The organism is Escherichia sp. WS3227_2 (genome assembly GCF_046486495.1).
In the GTDB taxonomy this organism is placed as follows: domain Bacteria; phylum Pseudomonadota; class Gammaproteobacteria; order Enterobacterales; family Enterobacteriaceae; genus Escherichia; species Escherichia coli.
Genome location: NZ_JBJQLG010000023.1, coordinates 27,780 through 41,477 on the forward strand (window position 1 = coordinate 27,780; position 13,698 = coordinate 41,477).

The window sequence follows — 13,698 nt, forward strand, 5'->3', positions numbered from 1 at the left end:
TGGAACGTACATATTAAATAGTAGGAGTGCATAGTGGCCCGTATAGCAGGCATTAACATTCCTGATCATAAGCATGCCGTAATCGCATTAACTTCGATTTATGGCGTCGGCAAGACCCGTTCTAAAGCCATCCTGGCTGCAGCGGGTATCGCTGAAGATGTTAAGATCAGTGAGCTGTCTGAAGGACAAATCGACACGCTGCGTGACGAAGTTGCCAAATTTGTCGTTGAAGGTGATCTGCGCCGTGAAATCAGCATGAGCATCAAGCGCCTGATGGATCTTGGTTGCTATCGCGGTTTGCGTCATCGTCGTGGTCTCCCGGTTCGCGGTCAGCGTACCAAGACCAACGCACGTACCCGTAAGGGTCCGCGCAAACCGATCAAGAAATAATCGGGGTGATTGAATAATGGCAAAGGCACCAATTCGTGCACGTAAACGTGTAAGAAAACAAGTCTCTGACGGCGTGGCTCATATCCATGCTTCTTTCAACAACACCATCGTGACTATCACTGATCGTCAGGGTAACGCGTTGGGTTGGGCAACAGCCGGTGGTTCCGGTTTCCGTGGTTCTCGCAAATCCACTCCGTTTGCAGCTCAGGTTGCAGCAGAGCGTTGCGCTGACGCCGTGAAAGAATACGGCATCAAGAATCTGGAAGTTATGGTTAAAGGTCCGGGTCCAGGCCGCGAATCTACTATTCGTGCTCTGAACGCCGCAGGTTTCCGCATCACTAACATTACTGATGTGACTCCGATCCCTCATAACGGTTGTCGTCCGCCGAAAAAACGTCGCGTATAACGCCTCGTTTTCCAGGTTTGTTGGAGAAAGAAAATGGCAAGATATTTGGGTCCTAAGCTCAAGCTGAGCCGTCGTGAGGGCACCGACTTATTCCTTAAGTCTGGCGTTCGCGCGATCGATACCAAGTGTAAAATTGAACAAGCTCCTGGCCAGCACGGTGCGCGTAAACCGCGTCTGTCTGACTATGGTGTGCAGTTGCGTGAAAAGCAAAAAGTTCGCCGTATCTATGGTGTGCTGGAGCGTCAGTTCCGTAACTACTACAAAGAAGCAGCACGTCTGAAAGGCAACACCGGTGAAAACCTGTTGGCTCTGCTGGAAGGTCGTCTGGACAACGTTGTATACCGTATGGGCTTCGGTGCCACTCGTGCAGAAGCACGTCAGCTGGTTAGCCATAAAGCAATTATGGTAAACGGTCGTGTTGTTAACATCGCTTCTTATCAGGTTAGTCCGAATGACGTTGTAAGCATTCGTGAGAAAGCGAAGAAGCAGTCTCGCGTGAAAGCCGCTCTGGAGCTGGCTGAGCAGCGTGAAAAGCCAACCTGGCTGGAAGTTGATGCTGGCAAGATGGAAGGTACGTTTAAGCGTAAGCCGGAGCGTTCTGATCTGTCTGCGGACATTAACGAACACCTGATCGTCGAGCTTTACTCCAAGTAAAGCTTAGTACCAAAGAGAGGACACAATGCAGGGTTCTGTGACAGAGTTTCTAAAACCGCGCCTGGTTGATATCGAGCAAGTGAGTTCGACGCACGCCAAGGTGACCCTTGAGCCTTTAGAGCGTGGCTTTGGCCATACTCTGGGTAACGCACTGCGCCGTATTCTGCTCTCATCGATGCCGGGTTGCGCGGTGACCGAGGTTGAGATTGATGGTGTACTACATGAGTACAGCACCAAAGAAGGCGTTCAGGAAGATATCCTGGAAATCCTGCTCAACCTGAAAGGGCTGGCGGTGAGAGTTCAGGGCAAAGATGAAGTTATTCTTACCTTGAATAAATCTGGCATTGGCCCTGTGACTGCAGCCGATATCACCCACGACGGTGATGTCGAAATCGTCAAGCCGCAGCACGTGATCTGCCACCTGACCGATGAGAACGCGTCTATTAGCATGCGTATCAAAGTTCAGCGCGGTCGTGGTTATGTGCCGGCTTCTACCCGAATTCATTCGGAAGAAGATGAGCGCCCAATCGGCCGTCTGCTGGTCGACGCATGCTACAGCCCTGTGGAGCGTATTGCCTACAATGTTGAAGCAGCGCGTGTAGAACAGCGTACCGACCTGGACAAGCTGGTCATCGAAATGGAAACCAACGGCACAATCGATCCTGAAGAGGCGATTCGTCGTGCGGCAACCATTCTGGCTGAACAACTGGAAGCTTTCGTTGACTTACGTGATGTACGTCAGCCTGAAGTGAAAGAAGAGAAACCAGAGTTCGATCCGATCCTGCTGCGCCCTGTTGACGATCTGGAATTGACTGTCCGCTCTGCTAACTGCCTTAAAGCAGAAGCTATCCACTATATCGGTGATCTGGTACAGCGTACCGAGGTTGAGCTCCTTAAAACGCCTAACCTTGGTAAAAAATCTCTTACTGAGATTAAAGACGTGCTGGCTTCCCGTGGACTGTCTCTGGGCATGCGCCTGGAAAACTGGCCACCGGCAAGCATCGCTGACGAGTAACCGGATCACAGGTTAAGGTTTTACTGAGAAGGATAAGGTCATGCGCCATCGTAAGAGTGGTCGTCAACTGAACCGCAACAGCAGCCATCGCCAGGCTATGTTCCGCAATATGGCAGGTTCACTGGTTCGTCATGAAATCATCAAGACGACTCTGCCTAAAGCGAAAGAGCTGCGCCGCGTAGTTGAGCCGCTGATTACTCTTGCCAAGACTGATAGCGTTGCTAATCGTCGTCTGGCATTCGCCCGTACTCGTGATAACGAGATCGTGGCAAAACTGTTTAACGAACTGGGCCCGCGTTTCGCGAGCCGTGCCGGTGGTTACACTCGTATTCTGAAGTGTGGCTTCCGTGCAGGCGACAACGCGCCGATGGCTTACATCGAGCTGGTTGATCGTTCAGAGAAAGCAGAAGCTGCTGCAGAGTAATCTGAAGCAACGTAAAAAAACCCGCCCCGGCGGGTTTTTTTATACCCGTAGTATCCCCACTTATCTACAATAGCAGTACTCTTTTTGTTCATCCCCTGGAGTATTTATGTGGTTACTTGACCAGTGGGCAGAGCGTCATATTACTGAGGCACAATCCAAAGGTGAGTTTGATAATCTTCCGGGAAGTGGCGAGCCATTGATTCTGGATGATGATTCACACGTGCCACCAGAATTACGTGCGGGGTATCGCTTGCTGAAGAATGCTGGTTGCTTACCGCCAGAACTTGAGCAGCGGAGGGAAGCAATTCAGCTTCTGGATATCCTCAAAGGTATCCGTCACGATGATCCGCAATATCAAGAGGTTAGTCGTCGATTGTCATTACTGGAATTGAAGCTGCGACAAGCTGGACTGAGTACCGATTTTTTACGCGGCGATTATGCTGACAAGTTGTTGAATAAAATCAACGATAACTAGTGGAGTATGTATGTATCGCATTGGTGAGCTGGCAAAAATGGCGGAAGTAACACCCGACACGATTCGTTATTACGAAAAACAGCAGATGATGGAGCATGAAGTGCGTACTGAAGGTGGGTTTCGCCTGTATACCGAAAGCGATCTCCAGCGATTGAAATTTATCCGCCATGCCAGACAACTAGGTTTCAGTCTAGAGTCGATCCGCGAGTTGCTGTCGATCCGTATCGATCCTGAACACCATACCTGTCAGGAGTCAAAAGGCATTGTGCAGGAAAGATTGCAGGAAGTCGAAGCACGGATAGCCGAGTTGCAGAGTATGCAGCGTTCCTTGCAACGCCTTAACGATGCCTGTTGTGGGACCGCCCATAGCAGTGTTTATTGCTCGATTCTTGAAGCTCTTGAACAAGGGGCGAGTGGCGTTAAGAGTGGCTGTTGATTTTTTGCACTGACAGGATTACACTCGCGCCGTTAAATAACCAACTGGAGTTTTTATGAGCCGATATCAGCATACTAAAGGGCAGATAAAGGATAATGCGATAGAAGCATTACTACATGATCCCTTATTCCGACAGCGAGTAGAGAAAAATAAGAAAGGGAAAGGCAGTTACATGCGAAAAGGAAAACATGGCAATCGGGGGAACTGGGAGGCCAGTGGCAAGAAAGTAAATCACTTTTTTACCACTGGCCTTCTGCTTTCAGGCGTTTGTTAAGAGCGGTTATTCTGCTCTTTCAGCAAATCACGAATTTCTGTCAGTAATACTTCTTCTTTAGTTGGTGCTGGTGCGGCTGCTGGTTCTTCTTTTTTCCGATTCAGTTTGTTGATTAGCTTAATCGCCATAAAGATGGCAAAGGCCACAATCAGAAAATCAAAGACGTTTTGAATGAAGACACCGTAATGCATCACAACAGCAGGGATATCCCCCTGCGCATCGCGTAGCGTGACAGCAAACTGTTTGAAATCGATCCCGCCAATTAATAAGCCCAGAGGTGGCATAATGATATCGGCAACCAGTGAAGATACAATCTTCCCGAATGCCGCACCGATAATGACACCCACCGCCAAATCCACCACGTTCCCGCGCATCGCAAATTCGCGAAATTCTTTAATAATGCTCATGTTATTCTCCCTATGAAGCCGACAATCATAAGTCTAACAAATGTTAAGCTATTTTCCTGCCAGGAATGGATTTAATTAATCCTTGATAATCAAAGGGAAATGATAAGGCGTCATTAGACGCCTTATTAATTACAAGAAGAAAGGACTTGGCTGGAAGAGTCTTTCGACGTCGGTAATAAACTTTTTATCTGTGAGGAACATAATTACGTGATCGCCTTGCTCAATGCGCAGATTGTCATTGGCAATCATCACGTCGTTTCCACGTACCACCGCTCCAATAATCGTTCCTGGCGGTAGCTTGATTTCATCAATGACTCTGCCGACAACGCGTGAGGTGCTTTCATCACCGTGAGCAACGGCTTCAATAGCTTCTGCTACGCCGCGGCGCAGTGAGGAAACACCAACAATATCTGCTTTTCGCACATGGCTAAGCAACGCAGAAATAGTTGCTTGTTGCGGTGAAATCGCAATATCGATCACGCTCCCCTGAACCAGATCTACATAAGCGCGACGCTGGATCAATACCATCACCTTTTTCGCACCCATACGTTTGGCAAGCATGGCGGACATGATATTGGCTTCGTCATCGTTGGTGACAGCAATAAACAGATCAACTTGATCGATATGTTCTTCGGCCAGCAGTTCTTGATCCGACGCATCACCAAAAAAGACGATCGTATTCTGCAATTTTTCCGCCAGTTCGGCAGCGCGCTGCTGATTACGTTCGATGAGTTTGACGCTGTAATCTTTTTCCAGACGACGCGCCAGCCCTGCACCGATATTACCACCACCAACCAGCATGATCCGCTTATACGGTTTTTCCAGTCGCTGTAATTCACTCATCACCGCGCGGATATGCTGTGAAGCGGCAATAAAGAACACTTCATCACCCGCTTCAACAATGGTCGAACCTTGCGGACGAATGGGGCGATCATGGCGGAAAATTGCTGCCACACGAGTATCGATATGTGGCATATGCTCGCGCATGGTCGAAAGTGCATTACCAATCAGCGGGCCGCCATAATAGGCTTTAACCACAGCCAGGCTGACTTTACCCTCAGCGAAGTTCACCACCTGCAATGCGCCGGGATATTCAATCAGTCGGTAAATATTATCGATAACCAACTGCTCTGGTGCGATCAGATGATCAATCGGTACAGCATCTGAATGAAATAGCTTATCGGCATCGCGCACGTAGTCTGGTGAGCGGATGCGAGCGATGCGATTAGGGGTGTTGAAAAGTGAGTAGGCTACCTGGCAGGCAACCATATTGGTTTCATCTGAACTGGTTACAGCAACCAGCATATCGGCGTCGTCGGCACCTGCCTCCCGCAATACACGTGGATGAGAGCCATGCCCCTGCACGACTCGCAGGTCAAATTTATCCTGTAAGGTCCGCAGACGCTCACCGTTGGTATCGACAACAGTAATATCGTTGTTCTCGCCAACCAGGTTTTCCGCCAGTGTGCCGCCAACCTGGCCGGCACCCAGAATGATAATTTTCATCAGTCGCGACCCGTTATCTCATCACTTTTTGATTAGCTTAGCGTAAAAGAAGCCGTCGCCCTCTTCGGCACCAGGCAGATTTTGTTTACCCGGTTGCTCTGGTGTTCCTGTTTCGCAAAGTTCGGCATCAGCGGTACGTTGCAAAAAGGCTTTAATCTGCAGGCTATTCTCTTCCGGTAACACCGAACAGGTGGCATAGACCAGGGTTCCACCGGATTTTAAATGCGGCCAAATGGCGTCGAGAATTTCAGACTGCAATTGCGCGAGTTCCGGGATATCGCGATCGCGACGTAACCATTTAATATCCGGATGGCGACGAATCACCCCCGTTGCTGAACAAGGCGCATCTAATAAAATGCGATCAAACTGTTGCTCGCCACACCAGTGGGAAGGGTAGCGGCCATCACCTTGTTTCACGGTCGCTTTCATACCAAGGCGTTTTAAATTGTCGTAAACGCGAGAGAGGCGCTGTTCGTCAATATCAACCGCAACAACCTGCGCTTCTGGTGCCACCTCAAGGATATGCGTTGTTTTACCGCCGGGGGCGGCACAAAGATCCAAAATGTGTTCACCGTTTTGTGGCGCAAGCCAGGTCATGCAACCTTGTGCTGAGGCATCCTGAACGGTAACCCATCCGTCTTCAAAACCAGGTAGCGCATGAACAGGTGCAGGTGTTTCCAGACGTACAGCATCAGGGTAATCCGCATGCGGGAAACCTTTCATTCCTGCTTCATCCAGCAATGCAAGCCAGCTGTCGCGGGAATGATGCGTACGATTAACGCGCAGCCACATTGGCGGACGCTGGTTATTGGCTTCGACGATGGATTGCCACTGCTCTGGATACGCTTTTTGCAGACGCTTCAGCAACCAGGAAGGATGCAGATAACGTGCATCACTGGCATTAAACTCGGCTAATAACTCTTCTTGCTGACGCTGGAACTGGCGTAATACACCGTTTATCAACCCTTTAAGTTGCGGGCGCTTAATTGCGATAGCGCCTTCAACCGTTTCAGCCAGCGCAGCATGAGGTGGTATGCGGGTATAAAGCAGTTGATACAAACCAACCATAATCAGGTAATGCACAGTGCGCTGTTTGCCGGTCATCGGACGGGCCATTAACTTATTAATCAGCCAGTCTAACTGTGAAAGCGTACGCAGTACGCCAAAGCACAACTCTTGAAGAAGTGCTTTGTCTTTATCGGAAACTTTTTGCTGGAGCGGTGGCAGAATGTTGCTTAATGATTGCCCTTGCTCGACGACTTGTTCAACGGCCTGTGCCGCCATGCTACGTAAATTACGTTGTTTTTTCATAAGTATAAAAATGCCCGGCAAGACCGGGCTTAGAAGAGTGGACTATCAGACCAGACGGTTGCCCGGAACAAACCATTCCCGACGAGAATTCAGGAGGTCTTGCGCGCTCATCGCTTTCTTACCCGCAGGTTGTAACGAGAGCAGGTTCAGGATGCCATCACCAGTCGCAACCTGAATGCCTTGTTTATTGGCTTCAAGGATCGTTCCTGGTGCAGCGTTGGTTGCCGTATCAATGACCGACGCTTTCCAGACTTTAACCGGCTGTCCTTCAATTTCCAGCCAGCTCATTGGCCATGGATTGAAAGCGCGAATGCAGCGTTCAAGCTGCGCTGCCGAAAGCGACCAGTCAATACGCGCTTCTTCTTTACTCAACTTTTCGGCGTAAGTGACAAGAGTTTCGTCCTGAACTTCTGGTTTCGCCGTGCCGTCTGCCAGTTGTTTCAATGTGGTGATAAGCCCTTGTGGGCCAAGCTCTGCCAGCTTGTCGTACAGAGTACCACTGGTATCTTCTGCAGTAATCGGGCAGGAGAGCTTATAGAGCATGTCACCGGTGTCTAAACCAACATCCATTTGCATAATGGTCACACCAGTTTCTGCATCACCCGCCCATAGTGAGCGTTGGATTGGTGCAGCACCGCGCCAGCGTGGCAGCAGTGAACCATGAACGTTGATACAGCCAAGACGCGGCATCTCCAGCACTGCTTTAGGCAGAATTAAGCCATAGGCGACGACAACCATAACATCAGCCTGTAGATCGGCGACCAGTTGCTGGTTTTCTTGTGGACGCAGGGAAACCGGTTGAAAAACGGGCAGAGCTTTTTCCTCAGCCAGAACTTTAACCGGGCTGGGCATCAGTTTTTTACCGCGTCCTGCCGGTCGGTCTGGCTGGGTGAACACGCCAACGACGTTATGACCAGAAGACAACAGCGCGTCGAGATGACGCGCTGCAAAGTCAGGTGTACCCGCAAAAATAATACGTAGTGATTCTGACACGTTAGTTCTTATCCTTAAGCCCGGGCTTTCAGACGATCCAGTTTTTCAACTTTCTGACGAATACGTTGTTGTTTCAGCGGTGACAAATAATCCATAAACAGTTTGCCGACCAGGTGATCCATCTCATGCTGAATACAGATGGCTAACAGACCGTCTGCTTCCAGTTCAAATGGTTTACCGTCGCGGTCCAGGGCGCGAATTTTAACTTTCTCTGCGCGTGGCACTAAAGCACGTTGTTCAGGGATCGACAGGCAACCTTCTTCAATGCCTGTTTCGCCGCTTTTTTCTAAAAGCTCCGGATTGATTAACACCAGCCGTTCGTCACGGTTTTCCGAAACATCAATAACAATGATACGTTGATGGATATCAACCTGGGTTGCCGCCAGGCCAATACCTTCTTCTGCGTACATCGTCTCGAACATATCATCGACGATACGCTGAATTTCTGCATTCACTTCTTCTACCGGTTTAGCAACTTTGCGAAGCCGCTCGTCCGGAATATGTAACACTTGCAAAACTGACATAAATCTCCAGAGATGTGTTCAGGAGTTAGAAAGATTATTTCTTCTATTCTAGACAAATCCCCCTCTGATTGACAGCATCACTGACCAATCGCAAAGATTGCTAAGGCTGCTTATGGCAGGGAGATAAGGATGGTCGATACAGAAATTTGGCTGCGTTTAATGAGCATCAGCAGCTTGTACGGCGATAATATGGTCCGTATAGCTCACTGGCTGGCAAAACAGTCGTATATTGATGCGGTTGTATTGCAGCAAACAGGGCTTACATTGCGGCAGGCACAACGCTTTCTTTCATTTCCGCGAAAGAGTATCGAAAGCTCACTTTGTTGGTTGGAGCAACCCAACCATCATTTAATCCCTGCGGACAGCGAATTTTATCCTCCTCAACTTCTGGCGACGACAGATTACCCCGGCGCACTGTTTGTTGCAGGAGAACTGCACGCGTTGCATTCATTTCAGCTTGCCGTAGTGGGGAGTCGGGCGCATTCATGGTATGGCGAGCGATGGGGACGATTATTTTGCGAAACTCTGGCGACGCGTGGAGTGACAATTACGAGTGGACTGGCGCGTGGAATCGATGGTGTGGCGCATAAAGCGGCCTTACAGGTAAATGGCGTCAGCATTGCTGTATTGGGGAATGGACTTAATACCATTCATCCGCGTCGCCATGCCCGACTGGCTACCAGTTTGCTTGAACATGGTGGGGCTCTTGTCTCGGAATTTCCCCTCGATGTTCCACCCCTTGCTTACAATTTCCCACGAAGAAATCGCATTATCAGTGGTTTAAGTAAAGGTGTACTAGTGGTGGAAGCGGCTTTGCGCAGTGGTTCGCTGGTGACAGCACGTTGTGCGCTTGAGCAGGGGCGTGAAGTTTTTGCCTTGCCAGGACCAATAGGGAATCCGGGAAGCGAAGGGCCTCACTGGTTAATAAAACAAGGTGCGATTCTTGTGACGGAACCGGAAGAAATTCTGGAAAACTTGCAATTTGGATTGCACTGGTTGCCAGACGCCCCTGAAAATTCATTTTATTCACCAGATCAGGAAGACGTGGCATTGCCATTTCCTGAGCTCCTGGCTAACGTAGGAGATGAGGTAACACCTGTTGACGTCGTCGCTGAACGTGCCGGCCAACCTGTGCCAGAGGTAGTTACTCAACTACTCGAACTGGAGTTAGCAGGATGGATCGCAGCTGTACCCGGCGGCTATGTCCGATTGAGGAGGGCATGCCATGTTCGACGTACTAATGTATTTGTTTGAAACCTATATTCACACAGAAGCTGAGTTGCGTGTGGATCAAGACAAACTTGAACAGGATCTTACCGACGCAGGATTTGATCGAGAAGATATCTACAATGCCCTGCTTTGGCTGGAAAAGCTTGCGGATTATCAGGAAGGACTGGCAGAACCGATGCAACTGGCCTCTGATCCACTCTCCATGCGTATTTATACCCCTGAAGAGTGTGAAAGACTGGATGCCAGCTGTCGTGGTTTTTTGCTTTTCCTTGAGCAAATTCAGGTGCTTAACCTTGAAACCCGTGAAATGGTGATAGAGCGAGTGCTCGCGCTGGATACCGCAGAGTTCGACCTGGAAGACCTGAAATGGGTAATCCTGATGGTGTTGTTCAATATTCCGGGCTGCGAAAATGCGTACCAGCAAATGGAAGAATTACTCTTTGAAGTGAATGAAGGTATGCTGCATTAATCATTTCTTTAATTCAGCATAAGTTGTTATGGCGAAATCAGCACTGTTCACGGTGCGTAATAATGAGTCCTGCCCAAAGTGCGGGGCTGAACTGGTTATTCGATCCGGGAAACACGGTCCGTTTCTTGGATGCTCACAGTATCCGGCGTGTGACTACGTCCGTCCTCTGAAATCTTCAGCGGATGGACATATTGTCAAAGTTCTGGAGGGGCAGGTTTGCCCTGCATGTGGCGCAAATCTGGTATTACGCCAGGGACGCTTTGGTATGTTTATTGGTTGCAGTAACTACCCTGAATGCGAACATACCGAACTTATCGATAAACCGGACGAAACAGCAATTACATGCCCCCAATGCCGGACGGGCCATCTGGTCCAGCGCCGCTCCCGTTATGGCAAAACGTTTCACTCCTGTGATCGCTACCCGGAGTGTCAATTTGCCATTAACTTCAAACCCATAGCTGGAGAATGCCCTGAGTGTCATTATCCGCTACTCATCGAAAAGAAAACCGCGCAGGGTGTAAAACACTTTTGTGCCAGTAAACAATGTGGAAAGCCGGTTTCGGCGGAATAATAACGTGAATAATAACCTGCAAGGAGACACTATCGCAGCTGCGATAGATGTCCTCAATGAAGAACGTGTCATCGCCTATCCAACGGAAGCCGTTTTCGGTGTCGGGTGCGATCCTGATAGCGAAACAGCAGTGATGCGACTGTTGGAGTTAAAACAGCGTCCGGTTGATAAGGGGCTGATTCTAATCGCCGCAAATTACGAGCAGCTTAAACCCTATATTGATGACACCATGCTGACTGACGCGCAGCGTGAAACTATATTTTCTCGCTGGCCAGGTCCTGTCACCTTTGTTTTTCCCGCGCCTGCGACAACACCGCGCTGGTTGACGGGCCGCTTTGATTCGCTTGCTGTACGAGTCACCGACCATCCGTTGGTGGTTGCTTTGTGCAAGGCTTATGGTAAACCGCTGGTTTCTACCAGTGCCAACTTGAGTGGATTGCCACCTTGTCGAACAGTAGACGAAGTTCGCGCACAATTTGGCGCGGCGTTCCCGGTTGTGCCTGGTGAAACGGGGGGGCGTTTAAATCCTTCAGAAATCCGCGATGCCCTGACGGGTGAACTGTTTCGACAGGGGTAACATAATGGAAACCTATGCTGTTTTTGGTAATCCGATAGCCCACAGCAAATCGCCATTCATTCATCAGCAGTTTGCTCAGCAACTGAATATTGAACATCCCTATGGGCGCGTGTTGGCACCCATCAATGATTTCATCAACACACTGAACGCTTTCTTTAGTGCTGGTGGTAAAGGTGCGAATGTGACGGTACCTTTTAAAGAAGAGGCTTTTGCCAGAGCGGATGAGCTTACTGAACGGGCAGCGTTGGCTGGTGCTGTTAATACCCTCAAGCGGTTAGAAGATGGACGCCTGCTGGGTGACAATACCGATGGTATAGGTTTGTTAAGCGATCTGGAACGTCTGTCTTTTATCCGTCCTGGTTTACGTATTCTGCTCATTGGCGCTGGTGGAGCATCTCGCGGCGTACTACTGCCACTCCTTTCCCTGGACTGTGCGGTGACAATCACTAATCGGACGGTATCTCGCGCGGAAGAGTTGACTAAATTGTTTGCGCACACTGGCAGTATTCAGGCGTTGGGTATGGACAAACTGGAAGGTCATGAGTTTGATCTCATTATTAATGCAACATCCAGTGGCATCAGTGGTGATATTCCGGCGATCCCGTCATCGCTCATTCACCCAGGCATTTATTGCTATGACATGTTCTATCAGAAAGGAAAAACTCCTTTTCTGGCATGGTGTGAGCAGCGAGGCTCAAAGCGTAATGCTGATGGTTTAGGAATGCTGGTGGCACAGGCGGCTCATGCCTTCCTTCTTTGGCATGGCGTTCTGCCTGATGTAGAACCGGTCATCAAACTATTGCAACAGGAATTGTCAGCGTGAATCAGGCCATCCAGTTTCCGGATAGGGAAGAGTGGGACGAGAATAAAAGATGTGTATGTTTTCCCGCTCTCGTGAATGGTATGCAACTGACATGTGCGATCTCTGGCGAGAGTCTGGCGTATCGCTTTACTGGAGATACGCCAGAACAGTGGTTAGCGAGTTTTCGTCAGCATCGCTGGGACCTGGAAGAAGAAGCGGAAAACTTAATTCAGGAACAAAGTGAAGATGATCAAGGTTGGGTCTGGTTACCTTGATCCAGATATTCGTCCTTCCATTTCACGTAGTTATTTGCGGAATAGCGTAACCCAGCCTTCTCTTCATCACTTAACGGGCGGATCTGTTTGACGGGGCTACCGAGATACAGATATCCGCTCTCCAGCCGTTTATTTTGTGGGACCAGGCTACCCGCACCAATCATCACATCATCTTCTACTATTGCGCCATCAAGTAAAATTGAGCCCATCCCAACCAAAACTCGATTGCCAATGGTGCAGCCGTGGAGCATCACCTTGTGACCAACAGTGACATCTTCGCCAATGGTTAATGGGTTGCCATCTGGGTTGTACGAGGATTTATGAGTGACATGCAACATACTGCCATCCTGGATATTGGTGCGTGCTCCGATCTGTACATAATGTACATCTCCACGAATCACAACGAGCGGCCAGATCCCCACATCATCAGCCAGACGAACGTCACCAATCACGACGCTGCTATCGTCGATCATTACGCGCTGACCGATTTGTGGAAAAAGATCGCGGTATGGGCGTAAAACATCAGACATAATTACCTCAACAATAAATGATTTACTAATGACTTTGGGTGCATTATTGGCCTTGTGCAAGTCTTTTAGCATGCAAAAAAGCACCGTTTTGTGTGCGAATGCAGCAAAAAGGGTGAAAAAGCAACAAACAGAAAAAAAGATCAAAAAAGTACTTGTGCAAAAAATTGGGATCCCTATAATGCGCCTCCGTTGAGACGACAACGTGAAACACTTCATAAGATGGTCGTAACAACAAAGAGAAAAAATCCTGAAATTCAGGGTTGACTCTGAAAGAGGAAAGCGTAATATACGCCACCTCGCGACAGTGAGCTGAAAGCCGCGTCGCAACTGCTCTTTAACAATTTATCAGACAATCTGTGTGGGCACTCGAAGATACGGATTCTTAACGTCGCAAGACGAAAAATGAATACCAAGTCTCAAGAGTGAACA

Annotated in this window: 20 protein-coding genes; 14 read left to right on the top strand and 6 right to left on the bottom strand. The window is 49.2% G+C overall.

The genetic code is table 11. The features are described from left to right. Window positions 1-33 precede the first annotated feature (33 nt). The 8 genes from rpsM to arfA all read left to right on the top strand — a co-directional run bounded on the left by rpsM (window position 34) and on the right by arfA (window position 4,074). Window positions 34-390: a 30S ribosomal protein S13 gene (rpsM, locus tag ACJHXB_RS22815; RefSeq protein WP_000090775.1), complete on the top strand. Its 357-nt coding sequence runs from the start codon at window positions 34-36 to the stop codon at window positions 388-390. Between the two features lie 16 nt (window positions 391-406). After that, on the top strand, window positions 407-796 hold the full coding sequence (gene rpsK / locus ACJHXB_RS22820; RefSeq protein WP_001029684.1) for a 30S ribosomal protein S11: 390 nt from the start codon (window positions 407-409) through the stop codon (window positions 794-796). Window positions 797-829: 33 nt separating this feature from the next. After that, window positions 830-1,450 (top strand): 30S ribosomal protein S4, encoded by a 621-nt coding sequence (gene rpsD / locus ACJHXB_RS22825; RefSeq protein ID WP_000135224.1) that lies wholly within the window; start codon window positions 830-832, stop codon window positions 1,448-1,450. 25 nt (window positions 1,451-1,475) lie between these two features. Then, window positions 1,476-2,465 carry a DNA-directed RNA polymerase subunit alpha gene (locus tag ACJHXB_RS22830; RefSeq protein WP_001162094.1) on the top strand — a complete coding sequence of 330 codons (990 nt, stop codon included), beginning with the start codon at window positions 1,476-1,478 and terminating at the stop codon, window positions 2,463-2,465. Window positions 2,466-2,505: 40 nt separating this feature from the next. Then, the gene (gene rplQ, locus ACJHXB_RS22835) at window positions 2,506-2,889 is read left to right on the top strand and encodes a 50S ribosomal protein L17 (RefSeq protein WP_001216368.1); all 384 of its coding nucleotides are present in this window, start codon (window positions 2,506-2,508) and stop codon (window positions 2,887-2,889) included. Window positions 2,890-2,995: 106 nt separating this feature from the next. Next, window positions 2,996-3,364, top strand: a complete 369-nt coding sequence (locus tag ACJHXB_RS22840; protein WP_000266533.1) for a DUF1992 domain-containing protein — start codon at window positions 2,996-2,998, stop codon at window positions 3,362-3,364. 10 nt (window positions 3,365-3,374) lie between these two features. After that, a complete protein-coding gene (gene zntR / locus ACJHXB_RS22845; RefSeq protein ID WP_000285607.1) occupies window positions 3,375-3,800 on the top strand; it encodes a Zn(2+)-responsive transcriptional regulator in 426 nt (141 codons plus the stop codon). Window positions 3,801-3,855: 55 nt separating this feature from the next. Beyond that, window positions 3,856-4,074: an alternative ribosome-rescue factor ArfA gene (gene arfA, locus ACJHXB_RS22850; protein ID WP_000092699.1), complete on the top strand. Its 219-nt coding sequence runs from the start codon at window positions 3,856-3,858 to the stop codon at window positions 4,072-4,074. Here the strand turns inward: arfA and mscL are convergent. From mscL to def, 5 genes are all read right to left on the bottom strand, one after another. After that, the gene (gene mscL / locus ACJHXB_RS22855; RefSeq protein WP_000022442.1) at window positions 4,071-4,481 is read right to left on the bottom strand and encodes a large-conductance mechanosensitive channel protein MscL; all 411 of its coding nucleotides are present in this window, start codon (window positions 4,479-4,481) and stop codon (window positions 4,071-4,073) included. The two genes, arfA and mscL, sit on opposite strands and share 4 nt — an antisense overlap. A gap of 129 nt (window positions 4,482-4,610) precedes the next feature. Beyond that, a complete protein-coding gene (trkA, locus tag ACJHXB_RS22860) occupies window positions 4,611-5,987 on the bottom strand; it encodes a Trk system potassium transporter TrkA (protein ID WP_000691382.1) in 1,377 nt (458 codons plus the stop codon). 21 nt (window positions 5,988-6,008) lie between these two features. Next, complete coding sequence (gene rsmB, locus ACJHXB_RS22865) at window positions 6,009-7,298, bottom strand: 16S rRNA (cytosine(967)-C(5))-methyltransferase RsmB (RefSeq protein WP_001469469.1); 1,290 nt, start codon at window positions 7,296-7,298, stop codon at window positions 6,009-6,011. Window positions 7,299-7,343: 45 nt separating this feature from the next. Beyond that, complete coding sequence (gene fmt, locus ACJHXB_RS22870; protein ID WP_000004443.1) at window positions 7,344-8,291, bottom strand: methionyl-tRNA formyltransferase; 948 nt, start codon at window positions 8,289-8,291, stop codon at window positions 7,344-7,346. Window positions 8,292-8,305: 14 nt separating this feature from the next. Continuing rightward, entirely contained in the window at window positions 8,306-8,815 is a 510-nt protein-coding gene (gene def, locus ACJHXB_RS22875; RefSeq protein ID WP_000114984.1) for a peptide deformylase, read from the bottom strand. Window positions 8,816-8,944: 129 nt separating this feature from the next. Here def and dprA point away from each other — a divergent pair, with 129 nt between their 5' ends. From dprA to ACJHXB_RS22905, 6 genes are read left to right on the top strand one after another with little or no spacing between them, the layout of a single operon-like run. Continuing rightward, complete coding sequence (gene dprA, locus ACJHXB_RS22880; protein ID WP_000228562.1) at window positions 8,945-10,069, top strand: DNA-protecting protein DprA; 1,125 nt, start codon at window positions 8,945-8,947, stop codon at window positions 10,067-10,069. Beyond that, entirely contained in the window at window positions 10,041-10,514 is a 474-nt protein-coding gene (gene smg / locus ACJHXB_RS22885) for a DUF494 family protein Smg (protein ID WP_000460672.1), read from the top strand. The genes dprA and smg overlap by 29 nt, the downstream gene beginning before the upstream one ends. Window positions 10,515-10,542: 28 nt before the next feature. After that, window positions 10,543-11,085, top strand: coding sequence for a type I DNA topoisomerase (locus ACJHXB_RS22890; protein ID WP_001129723.1), 543 nt, complete (start codon window positions 10,543-10,545; stop codon window positions 11,083-11,085). Between the two features lie 4 nt (window positions 11,086-11,089). After that, on the top strand, window positions 11,090-11,662 hold the full coding sequence (gene tsaC / locus ACJHXB_RS22895; protein WP_001366671.1) for an L-threonylcarbamoyladenylate synthase type 1 TsaC: 573 nt from the start codon (window positions 11,090-11,092) through the stop codon (window positions 11,660-11,662). A 4-nt stretch (window positions 11,663-11,666) separates the two neighbouring features. Further along, entirely contained in the window at window positions 11,667-12,485 is an 819-nt protein-coding gene (gene aroE / locus ACJHXB_RS22900) for a shikimate dehydrogenase (RefSeq protein WP_000451231.1), read from the top strand. Continuing rightward, a complete protein-coding gene (locus tag ACJHXB_RS22905; protein ID WP_001070567.1) occupies window positions 12,482-12,739 on the top strand; it encodes a DUF1488 domain-containing protein in 258 nt (85 codons plus the stop codon). The genes aroE and ACJHXB_RS22905 overlap by 4 nt, the downstream gene beginning before the upstream one ends. On the opposite strand, the gene ACJHXB_RS22910 is transcribed toward ACJHXB_RS22905, so the two are convergent. Next, on the bottom strand, window positions 12,715-13,269 hold the full coding sequence (locus tag ACJHXB_RS22910) for a gamma carbonic anhydrase family protein (RefSeq protein ID WP_001286216.1): 555 nt from the start codon (window positions 13,267-13,269) through the stop codon (window positions 12,715-12,717). The two genes, ACJHXB_RS22905 and ACJHXB_RS22910, sit on opposite strands and share 25 nt — an antisense overlap. Between the last annotated feature and the right edge of the window lie 429 nt (window positions 13,270-13,698).

What these genes read in the sequence shown, in the direction of transcription:
- rpsD (WP_000135224.1), top strand. Translation starts at nt 830, where the DNA reads ATGGCAAGATATTTGGGTCCTAAGCTCAAGCTGAGCCGTCGTGAGGGC.
- ACJHXB_RS22830 (WP_001162094.1), top strand. Translation starts at nt 1,476, where the DNA reads ATGCAGGGTTCTGTGACAGAGTTTCTAAAACCGCGCCTGGTTGATATC.
- arfA (WP_000092699.1), top strand. Translation starts at nt 3,856, where the DNA reads ATGAGCCGATATCAGCATACTAAAGGGCAGATAAAGGATAATGCGATA.
- ACJHXB_RS22910 (WP_001286216.1), bottom strand. Translation starts at nt 13,269, where the DNA reads ATGTCTGATGTTTTACGCCCATACCGCGATCTTTTTCCACAAATCGGT.
- rplQ (WP_001216368.1), top strand. Translation starts at nt 2,506, where the DNA reads ATGCGCCATCGTAAGAGTGGTCGTCAACTGAACCGCAACAGCAGCCAT.
- zntR (WP_000285607.1), top strand. Translation starts at nt 3,375, where the DNA reads ATGTATCGCATTGGTGAGCTGGCAAAAATGGCGGAAGTAACACCCGAC.
- rsmB (WP_001469469.1), bottom strand. Translation starts at nt 7,298, where the DNA reads ATGAAAAAACAACGTAATTTACGTAGCATGGCGGCACAGGCCGTTGAA.
- smg (WP_000460672.1), top strand. Translation starts at nt 10,041, where the DNA reads ATGTTCGACGTACTAATGTATTTGTTTGAAACCTATATTCACACAGAA.
- aroE (WP_000451231.1), top strand. Translation starts at nt 11,667, where the DNA reads ATGGAAACCTATGCTGTTTTTGGTAATCCGATAGCCCACAGCAAATCG.
- trkA (WP_000691382.1), bottom strand. Translation starts at nt 5,987, where the DNA reads ATGAAAATTATCATTCTGGGTGCCGGCCAGGTTGGCGGCACACTGGCG.
- mscL (WP_000022442.1), bottom strand. Translation starts at nt 4,481, where the DNA reads ATGAGCATTATTAAAGAATTTCGCGAATTTGCGATGCGCGGGAACGTG.
- dprA (WP_000228562.1), top strand. Translation starts at nt 8,945, where the DNA reads ATGGTCGATACAGAAATTTGGCTGCGTTTAATGAGCATCAGCAGCTTG.
- ACJHXB_RS22840 (WP_000266533.1), top strand. Translation starts at nt 2,996, where the DNA reads ATGTGGTTACTTGACCAGTGGGCAGAGCGTCATATTACTGAGGCACAA.
- def (WP_000114984.1), bottom strand. Translation starts at nt 8,815, where the DNA reads ATGTCAGTTTTGCAAGTGTTACATATTCCGGACGAGCGGCTTCGCAAA.
- rpsK (WP_001029684.1), top strand. Translation starts at nt 407, where the DNA reads ATGGCAAAGGCACCAATTCGTGCACGTAAACGTGTAAGAAAACAAGTC.
- ACJHXB_RS22890 (WP_001129723.1), top strand. Translation starts at nt 10,543, where the DNA reads ATGGCGAAATCAGCACTGTTCACGGTGCGTAATAATGAGTCCTGCCCA.